The sequence below is a fragment of the Micrococcus sp. H39-S4 genome (genome assembly GCF_027158145.1).
Lineage (GTDB): Bacteria > Actinomycetota > Actinomycetes > Actinomycetales > Micrococcaceae > Micrococcus > Micrococcus luteus.
On sequence record NZ_JAPVLT010000005.1, the window covers coordinates 179,054 to 195,370 of the forward strand.

The following is a 16,317-nucleotide window of genomic DNA, read 5'->3' on the forward strand; positions in this document are numbered from 1 at the left end:
TCGAGGTCAGACCATGGCGTTGCGGCAGCTCAGTGTGCAGGAGCGGGCGGAGGCCCGGAGGAAGGCCCTCCAGGCCCGCCAGGCGCGGGCGGAGCTCAAGGCGGCCTTCGCCGCCGGTGCGGTCGGCCTGGCCGACGTGTTCGCGCGCGCGGACACCGAGGACGCCGTCGCCCGCCTGCGGACCGTGGACCTGCTGCTGGCCCTGCCGGGCGTGGGCGAGGTCCGGGCCCGGGAGACGATGGCGGGGTGCGGCATCTCGCCGCGGCGTCGGCTGGGCGGCCTGGGCCGTCGTCAGCGCGAGGCGTTGATCGCCTATATTGGCCGGTGACCCCCACACCCCGGCGGGTCGGCGCCGGCCCGGGTGAAGGGCCTGCGAGGCCCGTCCCACCAGGAGGATGCGTGACCGACACGTTCGACCCCGGACCCGCCCCCGCCGTCCCGGTGGCCCGCACCGCCGTCCAGGAACGCCCCCCGGGCCCGGGCGTCACCGTCCTGGCAGGACCCACCGCCGTCGGCAAGGGCACCGTCTCGGCCTATGTCCGCGAGCACTATCCCGAGGCCTGGCTGTCCGTCTCCGCCACCACCCGCCCGGCGCGCCCGGGTGAGGAGGACGGGGTGCACTACTACTTCACGACGCCGGAGGAGTTCGACTCCCTCGTCGAGGCGGACGAGATGCTGGAATGGGCCGTCGTCCACGGCGTCCACCGCTACGGCACGCGGCGCGACCGTGTGATGGAGGCCGTGGCGCAGGGGCGCCACGTCCTGCTGGAGATCGACCTGCAGGGCGCGCGCCAGGTCCGCCGTGCGCTGCCGGAGGCCACCTTCGTGTTCCTGGCGCCGCCGAGCTGGGAGGAACTCGTGTCCCGGCTGCTCGGCCGCGGCACCGAGAGCCCGGAGGAACAGCGGCGTCGGCTCGAAACGGCTAGACTGGAACTCGCAGCGGAACCCGAGTTCGACGCCGTCGTCGTGAACGACCGCGTGGAGCGGGCCGCCGAGGAACTGGTGAGACTCATGGGGCTGGACCCCGAGCGCCGTCCGACCGAGGCCTGAGGACCGGCCGCACCGACGCCGCACCCGGCGCCGACGTGACAGTGAGATGAAGACTTTGGAGACCCCGTGACCGAACAGTACGAAGGCATCGTCAACCCGCCCATCGACTCCCTGCTGGAGCGGGTCGACTCGAAGTACGCCCTGGTGCTCTTCGCCGCCAAGCGGGCCCGGCAGATCAACGCCTACTACTCGCAGCTGCACGAGGGGCTGTTCGAGTACGTCGGCCCGCTCGTGGACACCCAGCTGAACGAGAAGCCGCTGTCCATCGCCCTGCGCGAGATCGAGGCCGACCTGCTCGAGTCCCACGAGGCCGTCGAGGCCACCCCGGAGGCCGACCTGGCCGCCGAGGACTTCGGCGACTTCTCCCTGCCGGGCGAGGACGACCCGTTCGCCACCCTCGAGTCGTCCGACGCCCACCAGCCGATGGGCGATCCCGCCGCCATCGAGGAGGCCGCCGAGACGGTGCGCGCCGAGGAGGGCACCTCCGAGGACGCCACGGAGGCCTGAGCCCGTCATGGAGATCGTCCTCGGGGTCGGCGGCGGCATCGCGGCCTACAAGGCGGCGCTGCTGCTGCGCTTGATGACCGAGGCCGGCCACGGCGTGACCGTGGTGCCCACCGCCAACGCCCTCGAGTTCGTGGGCGCGGCGACGTGGGAGGCCCTCTCCGGTCGCCCGGTCCGCACGGACACGTTCGAGGCGGTCGACGAGGTGAACCACGTCCGGCTCGGCCGGCGTGCGGACCTCGTGGTGGTCGCGCCGGCCACGGCCGACCTGCTCGCGCGCACCGCCGCGGGGATGGCGCCCGACCTGCTGGGCAACGTGCTGCTCACCGCCACGTGCCCCGTCGTCCTGGCCCCCGCCATGCACACCGAGATGTGGCACCACCCCGCCACGGTGGCCAACGTCGCCCTCCTGCGCGAGCGCGGCGTCACGGTCGTGGATCCCGCCGTGGGCCGCCTCACCGGGGCCGACTCCGGCGCCGGACGTCTGCCCGAGCCCGCCGAGATCTGGGAGCGTGCGCAGGCCGCCGCCGCCGCGGGCGCCCCGCGCCGTCCCCGGGCCTCCGGGTCCGACGCCGAGCCGACGCCCGGCCCGCTGGCCGGTCGCACCGTGGTGATCACGGCCGGGGGCACCCGCGAGGCCCTGGACCCGGTCCGCTACCTGGGGAACCGCTCCTCCGGCAAGCAGGGGGCCGCCCTGGCGCGCGCCGCCCTCGACGCCGGCGCCACCGTGCGGTTCGTCGCCGGGTCCATGTCCGTCCCGACGCCCGAGGGCGTCGAGCGCGTCGTGCCCGTGGAGTCCACGCAGGACCTGTTGGACGCCGTGCAGGCGGAGGCCGCCGACGCCGACGTCCTCGTGATGGCGGCGGCCGTCGCGGACTTCCGGCCGGCCGAGGTCTCGGACGCCAAGATGAAGAAGGGCGACGACGGCGGCGCGCCCGTCATCGTGCTCGAGCGCACCCCGGACGTGCTCGCCACGGCCGTGCGCACCCGCTCCGAGGGCGGGCCCATGGCCCCGCTCATCGTCGGCTTCGCCGCGGAGACCGGCGACGCGACGTCCTCCGTGCTCGAGTACGGCCGGGCCAAACTGGCGCGCAAGGGCTGCGAGATGCTCGTGGTCAACGAGGTCGGCACGGACAAGGTGTTCGGCCGGGACGAGACCGCCGTGACCATCCTGTTCGCCGACGGCCGCCCCGCCGTGGAGGCCGCAGGCTCCAAGGACGAGGCCGCGGCCGCCGTCGTGCAGGCGATCGTGGATGACCTCGCCGGTCGCGACCCCGTCGGCGCGTCGGGCCGCTGACCTAGACTGTGCGGCATGACCGATGCCGCCTCGCTGAGCCCCGCCCGCCACGCCGACCCGTATTCGGGGGTGGGCGGCGGAGAGCTCCGCCTCTTCACCTCCGAGTCCGTCACGGCGGGCCACCCCGACAAGATCTGCGACCAGATCTCCGACGCCATCCTGGACGCGATCCTCGCCGCCGACCCGTCGGCGAAGGTGGCCGTGGAGACCCTGACCACCACCGGCCTGGTGCAGGTGGCCGGCGAGGTGAACACCTCAGCGTACGTGGAGATCCCCAGGATCGTGCGCGAGACCATCCTGGACATCGGCTACGACTCCTCGGCCAACGGCTTCGACGGCGCCCAGTGCGGCGTGAACATCTCCATCGGCCAGCAGTCCTCGGACATCTTCGCCGGCGTCTCCCGGTCCCTCGAGGCCCGCGAGTACGGCTCGGCGGACGAGGTGGACGAGCAGGGCGCGGGGGACCAGGGCATCATGTTCGGCTACGCCACGGACGAGACCCCGGCGTACATGCCCATGCCCATCTACCTCGCGCACCGGCTCTCCGAGCGGCTCACCGCGGTGCGCCGGGCGGAGAACACGCCCATGCCGTACCTGCTGCCGGACGGCAAGACGCAGGTCACCATCGGCTACGCGCCCGGCCACGTGCCCACCACGGTCGAGGCCGTGGTGGTCTCCACGCAGCACCACGAGTGGGTCACGCAGGAGCAGCTGCGGGCGGACGTGGAGGAGCACGTGATCCGGCCCGTCATCGAGCGCTCCGGCCTCGACACCTCCGGCATGCGGATCATCATCAACCCGGGCGGCAAGTTCGTCATCGGCGGCCCCGTGGGCGACGCCGGCCTCACCGGTCGCAAGATCATCGTGGACACCTACGGCGGCATGGCCCGGCACGGCGGCGGCGCCTTCTCCGGCAAGGACCCGTCCAAGGTGGACCGCTCCGCCGCCTACATGCTCCGCTGGGTCGCGAAGAACGTGGTGGCCGCCGGCCTCGCCTCGCGCGCCGAGTTCCAGGTGGCCTACGCGATCGGTTCGGCCCGGCCCGTGGGCCTGTACGTGGACACCTTCGGGACGGCCACGGTGCCGGAGGAGAAGATCATCGAGGCCGTGAACGCGGTGTTCGACCTGCGTCCGGCCGCCATCGTGAAGGAGCTGAACCTCCTGCGGCCCATCTACCGACGGACCGCCGCGAACGGCCACTTCGGCCGGGACGACGCCGACTTCACGTGGGAGCGCACGGACCGCGTCGAGCAGCTGCGCGCTGCCGCCGGCCTCTGACCCGGAGGCGGGCATCACAGACGCGCTGTTCGCCCTCCCGGAGCCGGAGGACGCGCCCCGACTGCCGGAGCGGGCCGAGGGGTGGCCGGAGCGGCCGATCGCACGCGTCCTGCTGGACTCGCCCGTGCCGCACCTGGACCGCGAGTTCGACTATCTCGTGCCCGTGGCCCTGGACGACCGGGCGGTCCCCGGCTCCCGCGTGTCCGTCCGCTTCGGCGGACGGGCCATGACGGGCTGGCTCGTCTCGCGGGAGCAGGAGCCGGCCACCGGCGCCCAGCTCACCGAGCTCACCGGCGTGCTCACCGTCATCCCGCCGCTGACGGAGGAGGTCCTGGCGACCGCGCGCGCGGTGGCCCGCCGCCAGGCCGGCGTCGTCACGGACGTGCTGCGGGCCGCGGTGCCCCCGCGCGTCGCGCAGGTCGAGAAGGCCGCCCTGGCGGAGGACGCGGAAACCGCCGCGGACCACCCTGTGACGCTGACCGGCACGGACGCCGAGCGCCCGGAGCCTCCCGCGGCGGAGGAGGGCCTCGTGCCCACGGTGTGGGAGTCCCTTGAGGGGGGCACCGCGTTCGTGTCCGCCGTGCTGGCCGGGGACGCCGCGCGGGCGGCCGCCGTCGTGCCCTCGCGCCTGTTCGAATGGGACGAGGCGGGCGCGCTGGCCGCCCTGGCGCGCACGGTGGCCGCCTCGGACGGCGGCGTCCTACTGCTGGTGCCCGACCACCGCGACCTCGACCGGCTCTGCGCCGCCCTCGACGAGCACGTGGGGGAGGACGCCTACGCGCGGATCGGCTCCGAGGACGGCAACACGCCCCGGTACCGCGCCCACCTGGCCGCGCTGCGCGGCACCCGGCGCATCGTGGCCGGCACCCGGGCCGCCGTGTGGTCGCCCGTGCGCGACCTGCGGCTGGTGGTGCTCTGGGACGACGGCGACGACGCGTGGGCAGAACCCCGCGCGCCCTACTTCCACGCCCGAGAGGTCGTGCTGGAGCGGGCCCGCGCGACCGGCGCGGCGCTGCTCTTCGCCGGGCCCTCCCGGTCCGTCCCGGTGCAACGGCTCGTCGAGTCGGGCTGGCTGCTGCACCTGGGCCCCTCCCGCGCGACCCAGCGGGAGCTCGGGCCGCGGGTCGTCTCCACCGCCGACGCCTGGGAGACGGCGCGCGACCCGTTCGCGCAGCGGGCGCGGTTGCCGCAGGCCGCCTGGGCCGCCGCCCGCGCCGCGCTGCTCGGGCCACGGCCCGGCCCGGTGCTCGTGCAGGTGGCCCGGGCCGGCTTCATCCCCGCCCTCGTGTGCGAGCGCTGTCGCACGCCCGCCCGCTGCCGCGTCTGCGCGGGGCCGCTGGGCTTCCGCGACGCGCGGGCCGCCCGGCACGGGGAGGTGGCGTGCCGGTGGTGCGGCACCCGGGAGCGCGGCTTCCGGTGCACCGAGTGCGGCGGCACGACGCTGCGGGCCGGGGCCCGCGGCGTGGACCGCACGGCCGAGGAGCTGGGCCGGGCGTTCCCGCGCGTGCCCGTGCACGCCTCCTCGGCGCAGCACATGCTCGGCTCGGTGCCGCCCGGGCCCTCCCTGGTGGTGGCGACCGTGGGGGCCGAGCCGGTGACGCCCGACGGCTACGCGGCCGCCCTGCTGCTCGACGGGGACAGCCAGCTCCAGCGCGAGGGCCTCGACGTGCCGGGCCGGGTGCTCGCCCGCTGGCTCGCGGCCGCCTGCCTGGTCCGCCCCGCCTCCGACGGGGGCGTCGTGGTGGTCACCGCGGACGCGGGGGAGGCGGTGAACGCGCTCGTCCGACGGGACCCCGACGGCTTCGCCGCGCGCCAGGTCGCCGAGCGGCGCGAGCTGCACCTTCCTCCCGCCGGCCGCCTCGCAGAGGTCACGGGGGAGGCCGCCGCCGTCGCGGAGTACCTCGAGCTCGTGGAGGCCGCCCGCCGGGAACGGCCGGACGAGGACGTCCACGAGGATCCGCACTCGGCCCCGCTCGACGGCGGCCCGGCGCGACTGCCCTGGATCGGGCCGGTGCCGGACCCCGCCGACGAGATCCGCTCCCGCGCCCTGCTGATCTTCCCGTACGCGGCGGCCGAGGCCACCGTCGGCGCCCTGCGCGCCGCCCGGTCCGCGGCGAGCGCTCGGCGCGAGACCGCCCCGGTGCGGGTGCGGCTCGACCCGGCCGGGGTGCTCTGAGGGGGCGGCCGGACCGGCCCCCAGCCCGAGGGGCCGGAGCGCGGCGACGCCGGGGCGACGACGACGTCAGCGGCCGGCGCGGCGGAACCAGTCGCGGATCAGCGCCGCGCAGGCGGCCGGCCGCTCGTAGTGCAGCAGATGCCCGACGCCGTCGAGGACGTGCAGCTCCGCTGTGCCGCCCGCGGCGTCGATCGCCGCGGCGAGCGCCTCCTGTGCCGGCACCGAGCCCAGCGGATCCTCCCGCCCCGCGACCAGCAGCACCGGCAGGGTGAGGCGGGCGGCGACGTCGGCCACGGAGCCCGTGCTCGAGGCGCGGTACGCCTCGGAGAGCATGCGCGCGGAGGCGAAGCCCGAGAAGTGACGCCGGTGCTGGTCATGGGTGTACGCAAGGACATCCCTGTCCCTGGTGCGGGTCATGGCGAGCGTGGTCGCCCACACGACCGGCGGCGCGCCCAGCAGCAGCCGCGCCGAGCGCTCGGGCAGGCGGGCGGCGACCTCGTAGTACCCCTCGGCGACGGCCGCCAGCACCCGACTCGTCGCGGACGCCGACGCCTGCAGCGCGGGTTCGGCGATGGGGTTGAGCAGGACCAGCCGTCCCCACCGGGACGGCTCCCGGGCGACCAGCTCGGCCGCCACCGTCGTCCCGTAGGAGTGTGCGACCAGCACGGGGGCGGCCGGCAGCCCCAGGGCGACGACGGCGGCGGCCACCGCGTCCGCGTGATGGGCCACGGTGTGCTCGGCGCGGGGGAAGGGCTCCGAGGCCCCGAAGCCGGGCAGCTCGATCGAGTGGATCGGATGCTCCGGGAGCGCGTCGGCCAGCAGGGCGAGGCCGTGGTGGTCCCCGCGGAAGCCGTGCACGAACACGAGCGGGGCAGCGGCCGCGTCCCCCTCGAGTGCGCCGGGCGATCCCGGCGCGGCCACCGGAACGGGGGCATACTCCCACACGGCCACGGACGACGGGGTCCTGCGGACGGGGTCCGGGACCGCCAGGGTACGCCGGCGGGGCGTCCGGGCCGGGTGGCCCGTGAGCACGCGGGGATCGGCGGGCGCCGCGGGCGGGCGCAGCAGATCGCGCAGGCGGACGGGCGGGCCCGGGGGGGCGGGCGGCGTCGGGACAGGCACGTCCCCACCCTAGCCAGGCCGGCCTGGAACCTCACCGACGTCACCCACGCCTCCCGCACGCTGCAGATGGACCTGGGCGCGGGGACGGGGTCCGCCGAGGTGCTCGGCCTGATCACGGCCGCGGGCGTACCGGCGGGAGGGCGGCCCTGGGGTGGGCCTGAGGCCACGCTGCCCGGAACCCGGCGACGTCTGGTCCTGGCCACGATGGCGCACGCGTGCCTACCGTACTCCAGCCCGTCCTCGGTCCCGGGGCCCGGACGGGCGCACCCCGTCTCCCACGAAAGGCCCATGCGTGCAGCACCCCGTCGCCCTCAGATCCCTGAAGATCGCCCTCGCCTTCGTCGGTCTGCTCGTCGGCGCCGGCTTCGCCACCGGCGCCGAAGTCATCCAGTACTTCGTCGGCTTCGGCTGGATCGGCATCGTGGGCGCGGGACTGGCCGGCCTGCTCGTCACCGCCGGCGGCGCCGTCATCCTCCAGCTGGGCAGCGTGTTCCTCGCGGCCGACCACAAGGTCGTCTTCCGGAGCGTCTCACACCCCGTGATGGCCCGCATCCTGGACGTCGTGGTCACGGTGACGCTCTTCGCGATCGGCGTCGTCATGCTCGCCGGGGCGGGCTCGACGCTCGCCCAGCAGTTCGGCTGGCCGACGTGGGCGGGCTCCACCCTGATGACCCTGCTCGTGCTCGTGACGGGCATGCTGGACGTGGAGAAGGTCTCCGCGATCATCTCCCTGATCACGCCCCTGGTGGTCGTCGCGGTCGTGGCCGGGTTCGTCCACGTCCTGGTCACCCGCGACGGCGGCTTCACCGCCCACGAGTCCCTCGCCGTCCAGGCCACCACGCCGGTGGACCCGTGGTGGCTGTCCTCGGTCAACTACTTCGGCCTCGTCGTCGTGATGGCCGTGTCCATGTGCCTCGTGATCGGCGGGTCCATCACCCACCCCCGTGAGGCGTTCCTCGGCGGCCTCACCGGCGGCCTGATGTACACCGTCCTGCTCCTGATGGCCTCCACGCTGCTCTACCTCGGCTACGCCGAGATCGGCCGCGCCGACGTCCCCATGCTGCGGCTGTTCGCCTCGATCGCGCCCTGGCTGGGCTGGGCGATGGTCGTGGTGATCTACCTGATGATCTACAACACCGCGATCGGCATGTTCTACGCGCTGGGACGCCGCCTCACGGCCGACCATCCGGGCCGCTACCGCCCCGTGTTCGCCGGCGTCACGCTGCTGGCCTTCGCGGTGAGCTTCGTCGGCTTCGGCGACCTGATGAACGTCGTCTACCCGGCGCTGGGCCACCTGGGGATCGTGCTCGCGCTCGTGCTCCTCGTCTGGTGGCTCACCCACCGCCGGCAGATCTCCGCCGAGTCGGGGCTGCGTCTGCGCCTGCTCGCGCTGCTCCGCCTGCGTGAGCATCCGGAGAAGACCTTCACGGCCCAGCACGCCGTGCAGCTGCAGGAGGCGGTCGGGGACTCCGTGGCGGCCCCAGGCGCGGTGACGGAGGCCCTCGAGGACGAGGTCGCCCAGGTGCTGGAGGAGGACGACGCGGTCACCCCCGACGAGGTGCATCCCGGTCCCGACGCCGGGCCCGAGCGTCCGGCAGGCGGCAGCCACTCCGCCTGAACGCGCCTGCCCGGCCGGGCACGGCGTCTCGGAGCGGCCCTGTGGCCGAGCCGGGGCGCCGTCGCCGTAGGATGGGGTGGCCGGCCGTGCCGCCGGCCCCGTCCGCGCCGCCCGAGGGCCGGCGCCCCATCCCGACTGCGTGAGGACTCGAACCGCCGTGAGCCAGACCCCCGACAGCGCCGTGCCGGCCACCCCCAGCATCCCCGCCGACGCGGAGTACTCGTTCCGTGACGTGGAGGCCCGCTGGGCCGGGTACTGGGAGCAGGCCGGGACGTTCGCCCCGCGCGAGGACGGCTCCGAGACCCGCACCGTGGTCGACATGTTCCCGTACCCGTCGGGCGACCTGCACATGGGGCACGCCGAGGCGTTCGCGATGGGCGACGTCGTCGCGCGCCACTGGATGCAGCGCGGCTTCGACGTGCTGCATCCCATCGGCTGGGACTCCTTCGGCCTGCCGGCCGAGAACGCCGCCATCAAGCGCGACGCCCACCCGGCCGAGTGGACCTACGCGAACATCGAGACGCAGAAGCGCTCCTTCCAGCGGTACGGCATCGCCGTGGACTGGTCCCGTGAGCTGCACACCTCGGACCCCGAGTACTACCGGTGGACCCAGTGGCTGTTCCAGCAGCTGTACCGCAGGGGCCTGGCGTACCGGAAGGACTCCCCGGTCAACTGGTGCCCCCAGGACCAGACGGTGCTCGCCAACGAGCAGGTCGTGGACGGCCGCTGCGAGCGCTGCGGCACCGAGGTCACCAAGCGGACCCTGAACCAGTGGTACTTCCGCATCACCGAGTACGCGGACGCGCTGCTGGACGACATGGACCAGCTCACCGGCCACTGGCCCGAGCGCGTGCTCGCCATGCAGCGCAACTGGATCGGCCGCTCCGAGGGCGCCCACGTCGACTTCCAGGTCGAGGACGGCCCCGTCGTCACGGTCTTCACCACCCGGCCGGACACGCTGCACGGCGCGACCTTCATGGTGGTCGCCGCCGACGCCCCGCTGGCCGCCGAGCTCGCCGGCGACGACGTGCGGGCCGAACTCGAGGCGTACCGCGAGGACCTGAAGAAGGTCTCGGACATCGACCGCCAGGCCACGGACCGTCCCAAGAGCGGCGTGTTCCTGGGCCGCCACGCGGTGAACCCGCTGACCGGTGAGCGTCTGCCGATCTGGGCCTCGGACTACGTGCTGGCCGACTACGGCACGGGCGCCATCATGGCCGTGCCGGCCCACGACCAGCGCGACCTCGACTTCGCCCGCGCCATGGGCCTGCCCGTGCGCACCGTGCTGGACACCGGCGAGGAGGACCCGGCGGTCTCCGGCGTCGCGACGACCGGCGAGGGCATCCTGGTGAACTCCGGGGAGCTCGACGGCCTGGACAAGACCGCCGCCATCGCGCGGGCCATCGAGATCGTGCAGGAGCGCGGCACCGGCCGGGGCACCACCACGTACCGCCTGCGCGACTGGCTGCTCTCCCGTCAGCGCTTCTGGGGCACCCCGATCCCCGTGGTCCACTGCCCGGACTGCGGCGAGGTGCTCGTGCCGGAGGACCAGCTGCCGGTCACCCTGCCGACCGACCTCAAGGGCGAGCAGCTCGCCCCCAAGGGCCAGTCGCCCCTGGCCGCGGCGACGTCGTGGGTCGAGGTGGACTGCCCGCAGTGCGGCGGCCCCGCGCGACGGGACACCGACACCATGGACACGTTCGTGGACTCGTCCTGGTACATGCTCCGCTACGCGTCCCCGAACGACGACGCCCGCGTTTTCGACCCCGACGCCCTGCGCCGCTGGCTGCCCGTGGACCAGTACGTGGGCGGCGTGGAGCACGCGATCCTGCACCTGCTGTACGCCCGCTTCTTCACCAAGGCCCTGCACGACCTCGGCCTGGTGCCCTTCACCGAGCCGTTCCGCGCCCTGCTCAACCAGGGCCAGGTGCTCAACGGCGGCAAGGCCATGTCCAAGTCGCTGGGCAACGGCGTGGACCTGGGCGACCAGCTGGACGAGTTCGGCGTCGACGCCGTGCGCCTGACCATGGTGTTCGCCTCGCCGCCCGAGGACGACGTGGACTGGGCCGACGTCGCCCCGGGCGCCGCCGGCAAGTTCCTGGCCCGCGCGTGGCGCCTGGCCCGCGACGTCCGCGCGACGGGCGCCCCGGCCGGCACGGACCCGGCGGGCGGGGCCGTGACCCTGCGCCGGGTGACCCACCGGACCGTGCACGAGGCCCAGCAGCTGCTGGACGACGGCAAGTTCAACGTGGTCGTCGCCAAGACGATGGAGCTGGTCAACGCGGCCCGCAAGGAGATCGACGCCGGCGCCGGCGCGGCCGACCCCGCCGTCCGCGAGGCCGCCGAGGCCGTGGCCGTGCTGCTCTCGCTCGTGGCGCCGTACACGGCCGAGGACATGTGGGTGCTGCTCGGCCACGAGCCCTCCGTGGTCCGCGCCGGCTGGCCCGCGGTGGACGAGGCGCTGCTGGTCGAGGACACCGTCACGGCGGTCGTCCAGGTCAAGGGCAAGGTCCGCGACACCCTCGAGGTGCCCGCGGACATCACCGCCGAGGATCTCGAGGCGCGCGCCCGCGCGTCGCAGAAGGTGCGGAACTTCATCGGGGACGCCGAGATCGTCAAGGTGATCGTGCGCGAGCCCAAGCTCGTGAACCTGGTGATCCGCTGACCGCGTGAGACCGTCCCCGACCGGGCCGGGGGAGAGGAGGCAGGCCGTGGCGAGCATCGAGCAGTGGCGCGACGATGCGCTCGTCCGCCTGCGCTCCCGCCGCTCCCAGCTGGCCGGGCGGGCACGCTACGGGCTGCGCCCGCCCCGCCGGGACCGCACGGCCGTCGTCACGGACTCGGCCGCGGCCCTGCCCGGCGCCGTCCTCGGACACGGTCTGGCCGCGGGGATCCGCCAGGTGGCGCTGCCCGTCATGGTGGGCGAGCAGATCCACACGGAGGGCACGGACGAGCTCGCGCTGGAGCTGCCGCTGGCCCTGGCCGCCGGCACCCCGGTGCGCACCTCACGGCCCTCGCCGGGCGCGTTCCGGACGGCCTACGCCGAGCTGGCCCGCGCCGGCTACGCACGCATCCTCTCCGTCCACCTGTCCGGCGAGCTCTCCGGCACCGTGGAGGCCGCGCGCCTGGCCGCCGCGGAGGCCGAGCGCCCGGTGACCGTGGTGGACTCGCGCACCGTGGGCTTCGCGCTGGGCATGGCCGTGGTGGACGCCGCCGTGGACGCGGGGGTGGGCATGCCCGTGGCCCGCATCCGCGAGCGGCTCGAGGCCACCGTGGACTCCAGCCACGTGCTGTTCACGGTGCCCAGCCTCGAGCAGCTGCGCCGGGGCGGGCGGATCAGCGGGCTGGCCTCGCTGCTGGGCACGCTGCTGCAGGTGCGCCCCGTCATGGCCGTCGACGACGGCGCGATCGGCCTGGTCGACCGCCCGCGGTCCGCGGCCCGGGCCGTCGACCGGCTCGTGGAGCTCGCGACCGAGCGGGCCGGCGAGGACCCGGTGCGGATCGCCGTGCACGAGTACGGCGACCCCGAGACGGCCGTGCAGCTCGCGGAGCGGCTCCAGCCGGTCTCCACCACCCCCGTGCCCGTCGTCGAGCTGCCCGCCGTGCTCGCCGCGCACCTGGGCCTGGGCGCCCTGGGTGTGGTGATCTGCCCGCTGGAATCGCCCACGGGGGGCTCGGGGGACTGAGGCCGCCCGTGCGGGAGCGCCGAGGAGACGGGCGCGTCCGTTCCTGCACACCACCCTGGACCGCGGAGGTCATCCCCAGGTCGGGTGCGGGACGCGCCCGACTCGGCGACGGGGCCGCAGACTGCCCGCATGAGCCCCAGCCACCGCCTCTGCGACGATCCGCCCGCCTTCGCCCCGGACCCCGCGCCCGCGGCCGCCCCCGACGTCGACACAGCCGGCCCGCACGCCGCGTCCCGGTGGGAGCGCACCCCACCTCGGGGCCCGGTGCTGCGGTGGCGGCCGGCCCTGCTGGCCGTCACCGTGCTGCTCGTCGCCGCCACGGCCTGGTGGGCGGTGGCCTGGCTGACCACCCCGGCGCCGCCCGCGGCCATCCCGGCGGCCGCGGCCGGTGCAGGCATCCCGCAGACCGACGCGCCCTCCACCGCCCCGTCGGCGGCGGGCACCGACGCGCGGACGTCCGAGGCGGGGCCGTCGGGGGAGGCGTCCGGCCCCGCCGGGTCCGGCCCGCTGCGGGTGCACGTGGTGGGCGAGGTCGCCCGGCCGGGAGTGGTCAGCCTCGCGCCGGGCTCCCGGGTGGCCGACGCCGTGGGCGCCGCCGGCGGCCCGACCCGGCACGCCCGGGCGGAGCGCATCAACCTCGCGGCCCCGTTGGACGACGGCCAACAGGTCCTCGTCCCCTCCGCCCGCACACCGCAGGACGCCCTGGACCGGGTGGCCGGGGCCGCGCAGGCGCAGCCCACGCCGACCACGGGCAGGGCCGGTGGCGGAGGCGAGCCGGGCGGCGCCGAGTCCGGCGACACCGTGGACCTGAACACCGCCGACGCCACGGAGCTGCAGACCCTGCCCGGCGTCGGCCCCGCCACGGCGGAGAAGATCATCGCCCACCGCGAGACGGTCGGCCCGTTCACCGGCCTGCAGGACCTGGACGCGGTGCCCGGCATCGGCCCGGCCACGCTCGACCGGCTGCGTGACCACGTCTCGTGGTGAGCCCGGCCCCGGGCCCGCCCAGCGATCCCGTGGACCGCCGCGCCCGCCACCGCGAGGTGCCCGGCCCGCTCGAGGCCCGGTGGGTGCCCGCCCTGCTCGTCTGCCTGACCCTCGGGATCCTCGGCGTCGCCTGGGACGCCCCGGCCCGCTCGGCGGCGGCCCTCACCGGGCTGGCCGTCGCCGCGACCACTGTCCTGGGCGCCGCCCGCTCGACCGGTCGGATACGGGGCGTGGCCACCGCGACGACGCTGGCCGGCGTGGCCGCGGCCCTGATGCTGCAGCACTCGGCCGGGCCCGCCGCCGCGGCCAGCGCCAGCGGCTGGACCGGCGCGGTGCACGCCGGCTCACCGCTGCGGCTCGAGCTGACCCTGGACGGGCCCGCCACCCGGAGCGAGGCGACCTTCGGCCCACGCTGGAGCGTGCCCGTGCGGGTCGAGACGTTCGGTCATCCGCCGCGGGCCCCCGAGGCGGCCGTGACGGCCCGACTCACGGGCGGGGGCGCACCGCCCGCGACGATCGCCGCGCCGTTGGACGGGACGGCGGCCCCCGGCGGCGGGCCGGGATCGCGGGTGTGCGTGGTGGCCCGGCCGTCGAGGTCCGGCTCCACCGTGTTCCTGGCCGCCGCGGCCGCCCCGCAGCCGGGACCCTGCCCCGGCGGGGCGGAGCCGGCAGGCGGGGCCACCGACGGCGGCCCGGGCCCGCCGCGGCGGGAGGCGCTGCGCGCCGCGTTCCGTCAGTCCGCGGAGGGCACGGTCGGCACGGCGCCGGAGCTCATCCCGGGGCTGGTGCTGGGCGACCGCTCCGCCCAGGGGGCCGCCCTCGACGACGCCATGAAGGCCTCGGGCCTGTCGCACCTGTCTGCCGTGTCCGGGGCCAACGTGGCCATGATCCTCGGCGCGGTCGCGATCACCCTGCGCAGCGCGCGGGTGCACCGGGCGGTGGTCCTCAGCGCCGGGCTGGCGGTCCTCGGGGTGTTCGTGGTCGTCGTGGGGCCGGAGCCGTCGGTCCTCCGGGCGGCCGTGATGGGCGCTCTCGGCGCCCTCGCGGTGTTCTTCGGCCGCGCGCGGCAGGCGTTCGGACTCCTGACGGTGGGCGGCACGGCCCTGCTCGTCGCGGTGCCGGCCCTCGCCGTGGAACCGGCCTTCCACCTCTCCCTGGCGGCGACCGCGGGCATCGTCCTGGGCGGCGCGCCCCTCGACCGTGCGCTGCACGCCGGGCTCGGCCGGGTGCTGCCCGACGTCGTGGCGCGGTGGCTCTCGGCGTCGCTCGCGGTGACCGTGGCCGCCCACCTGGCCTGCCAGCCGATCATCCTGGCCATGACCGGTGAGGTGTCGGCCTACGCGGTGCCGGCCAATCTGCTGGCCGCCCCGGCCGTGCCGCCCGTGACCGTCCTGGGCACCCTCGCCGCGGCCCTCGCCCTGCCCGCGCCGGGGATCGCCGCCGCCCTCGTCGCCGTGATCCAGTGGCCCGCGGCCTGGATCGGGTGGGTCGCCCACACCAGCGCCTCCCTGCCCGGGGCGCTGCGTCCGTGGCCGGCCGGAGCCCTCGGCGCCGGGCTGGGCGTCCTGCTGGTGGCCGCGACGCTCCTCGGATTCGCCGCCGTGCTCCTGCTCGAACGACGCCGGGCCGCCCCGGTGCGGCGTGTCGGCCGCAGCGCGCCGCGGACCCGCGAGCGCCTCCCCGCCCTGGTCGTGCTCGCCGCCGCGCTGGCCGCGGCCACCACGGGTGCGGTCGGGGCGGTCCTCGTGCCGCGGGCCTCGGGCGCGGCCCCGCCGGACTGGGCGGTGGCGTTCTGCGACGTCGGCCAGGGAGACATGGCCGTGTTCCGGTCCGGCCCGCGCGCGGGGGTCGTCGTCGATGTCGGGCCCGAGCCTGGGCTCGCTCGTCGCTGCCTCGACGACCTCGACGTCGACCGGGTGGACGCCGTGCTGCTCACCCACCTGCACGCCGACCACACCGGGGGACTGCCCGGCGTGGTCGACCGCGCCTCCCGCGGGGCGGTGCACTACGCGACCCGGGACGCGCCGGCGCAGGGCAGGGGAGGGCGCGGCGGCGAGGCGGACGGCGTCGACCGGCCCGCCGACGCGGCACGGCTCCGCACCGGCGCGACGGGCACGGCCGGGCCGGTGCGGTGGCACGTGCTGCTCGCCGACGCGCGGGCCCCCGAGGAGAACGACGCCTCCGCCCAGGTGCTGGTCACCGTCGAGAGCGAGGCCGGTCCGGTCACGACGCTGATCACCGGCGACATGGAGGAGGACGCCTCCGCGGCATGGGTCGCGGGGCACCGGTCCGATGCCGCCGCTCCGCCGCGCGTGGACGTGCTCAAGGTCGCCCACCACGGGGCCCGCAACGGTGGGACGGCCGTGCCGCGCGCGGTCGGCGCCCGCCTGCACATGGTCTCCGTGGGCGCCGACAACCCGTACGGACACCCCCACCGGGCCACGGTGGACGCGCTCGGCCGCCTCGGGCCGGTGGCCCGCACCGACCTGCACGGCACGCTGGCCCTCACGGCCGCGGACGGCCCCGACCCCGACGGCGCGCCCGAGATCACGGCTCACACCGTCCGCCCGCCCTCGAGCGTCCGCACCGGACCCTAGGA

General features: G+C 75.9%; 12 protein-coding genes. 11 read left to right on the top strand and 1 reads right to left on the bottom strand.

Annotated elements, in window-relative coordinates:
* Positions 1-13 precede the first annotated feature (13 nt).
* From mihF to O3T09_RS07080, 6 genes are all read left to right on the top strand, one after another.
* Complete coding sequence (gene mihF / locus O3T09_RS07055; RefSeq protein ID WP_036313727.1) at positions 14-328, top strand: integration host factor, actinobacterial type; 315 nt, start codon at positions 14-16, stop codon at positions 326-328.
* A 71-nt stretch (positions 329-399) separates the two neighbouring features.
* Positions 400-1,050, top strand: coding sequence for a guanylate kinase (gene gmk / locus O3T09_RS07060; protein WP_010078602.1), 651 nt, complete (start codon positions 400-402; stop codon positions 1,048-1,050).
* A gap of 66 nt (positions 1,051-1,116) precedes the next feature.
* Positions 1,117-1,557 carry a DNA-directed RNA polymerase subunit omega gene (rpoZ, locus tag O3T09_RS07065; RefSeq protein WP_036313731.1) on the top strand — a complete coding sequence of 147 codons (441 nt, stop codon included), beginning with the start codon at positions 1,117-1,119 and terminating at the stop codon, positions 1,555-1,557.
* 7 nt (positions 1,558-1,564) lie between these two features.
* A complete protein-coding gene (gene coaBC, locus O3T09_RS07070; protein WP_036313734.1) occupies positions 1,565-2,851 on the top strand; it encodes a bifunctional phosphopantothenoylcysteine decarboxylase/phosphopantothenate--cysteine ligase CoaBC in 1,287 nt (428 codons plus the stop codon).
* A 15-nt stretch (positions 2,852-2,866) separates the two neighbouring features.
* On the top strand, positions 2,867-4,129 hold the full coding sequence (metK, locus tag O3T09_RS07075) for a methionine adenosyltransferase (RefSeq protein ID WP_036313737.1): 1,263 nt from the start codon (positions 2,867-2,869) through the stop codon (positions 4,127-4,129).
* A 112-nt stretch (positions 4,130-4,241) separates the two neighbouring features.
* Complete coding sequence (locus O3T09_RS07080) at positions 4,242-6,305, top strand: primosomal protein N' (protein WP_152743871.1); 2,064 nt, start codon at positions 4,242-4,244, stop codon at positions 6,303-6,305.
* A 66-nt stretch (positions 6,306-6,371) separates the two neighbouring features.
* Here the strand turns inward: O3T09_RS07080 and O3T09_RS07085 are convergent, their stop codons facing one another.
* Positions 6,372-7,427, bottom strand: coding sequence for an alpha/beta fold hydrolase (locus O3T09_RS07085; RefSeq protein ID WP_036313743.1), 1,056 nt, complete (start codon positions 7,425-7,427; stop codon positions 6,372-6,374).
* Between the two features lie 292 nt (positions 7,428-7,719).
* Here O3T09_RS07085 and O3T09_RS07090 point away from each other — a divergent pair, with 292 nt between their 5' ends.
* From O3T09_RS07090 to O3T09_RS07110, 5 genes are all read left to right on the top strand, one after another.
* Positions 7,720-9,045: a YkvI family membrane protein gene (locus O3T09_RS07090; protein ID WP_036313747.1), complete on the top strand. Its 1,326-nt coding sequence runs from the start codon at positions 7,720-7,722 to the stop codon at positions 9,043-9,045.
* Between the two features lie 157 nt (positions 9,046-9,202).
* A complete protein-coding gene (gene leuS / locus O3T09_RS07095) occupies positions 9,203-11,710 on the top strand; it encodes a leucine--tRNA ligase (protein WP_036313750.1) in 2,508 nt (835 codons plus the stop codon).
* 46 nt (positions 11,711-11,756) lie between these two features.
* Positions 11,757-12,731 carry a DegV family protein gene (locus O3T09_RS07100; RefSeq protein WP_036313753.1) on the top strand — a complete coding sequence of 325 codons (975 nt, stop codon included), beginning with the start codon at positions 11,757-11,759 and terminating at the stop codon, positions 12,729-12,731.
* Positions 12,732-12,860: 129 nt separating this feature from the next.
* Complete coding sequence (locus O3T09_RS07105; RefSeq protein ID WP_036313756.1) at positions 12,861-13,718, top strand: ComEA family DNA-binding protein; 858 nt, start codon at positions 12,861-12,863, stop codon at positions 13,716-13,718.
* Entirely contained in the window at positions 13,715-16,315 is a 2,601-nt protein-coding gene (locus O3T09_RS07110; protein WP_223247540.1) for a ComEC/Rec2 family competence protein, read from the top strand. The genes O3T09_RS07105 and O3T09_RS07110 overlap by 4 nt, the downstream gene beginning before the upstream one ends.
* Positions 16,316-16,317 lie beyond the last annotated feature (2 nt).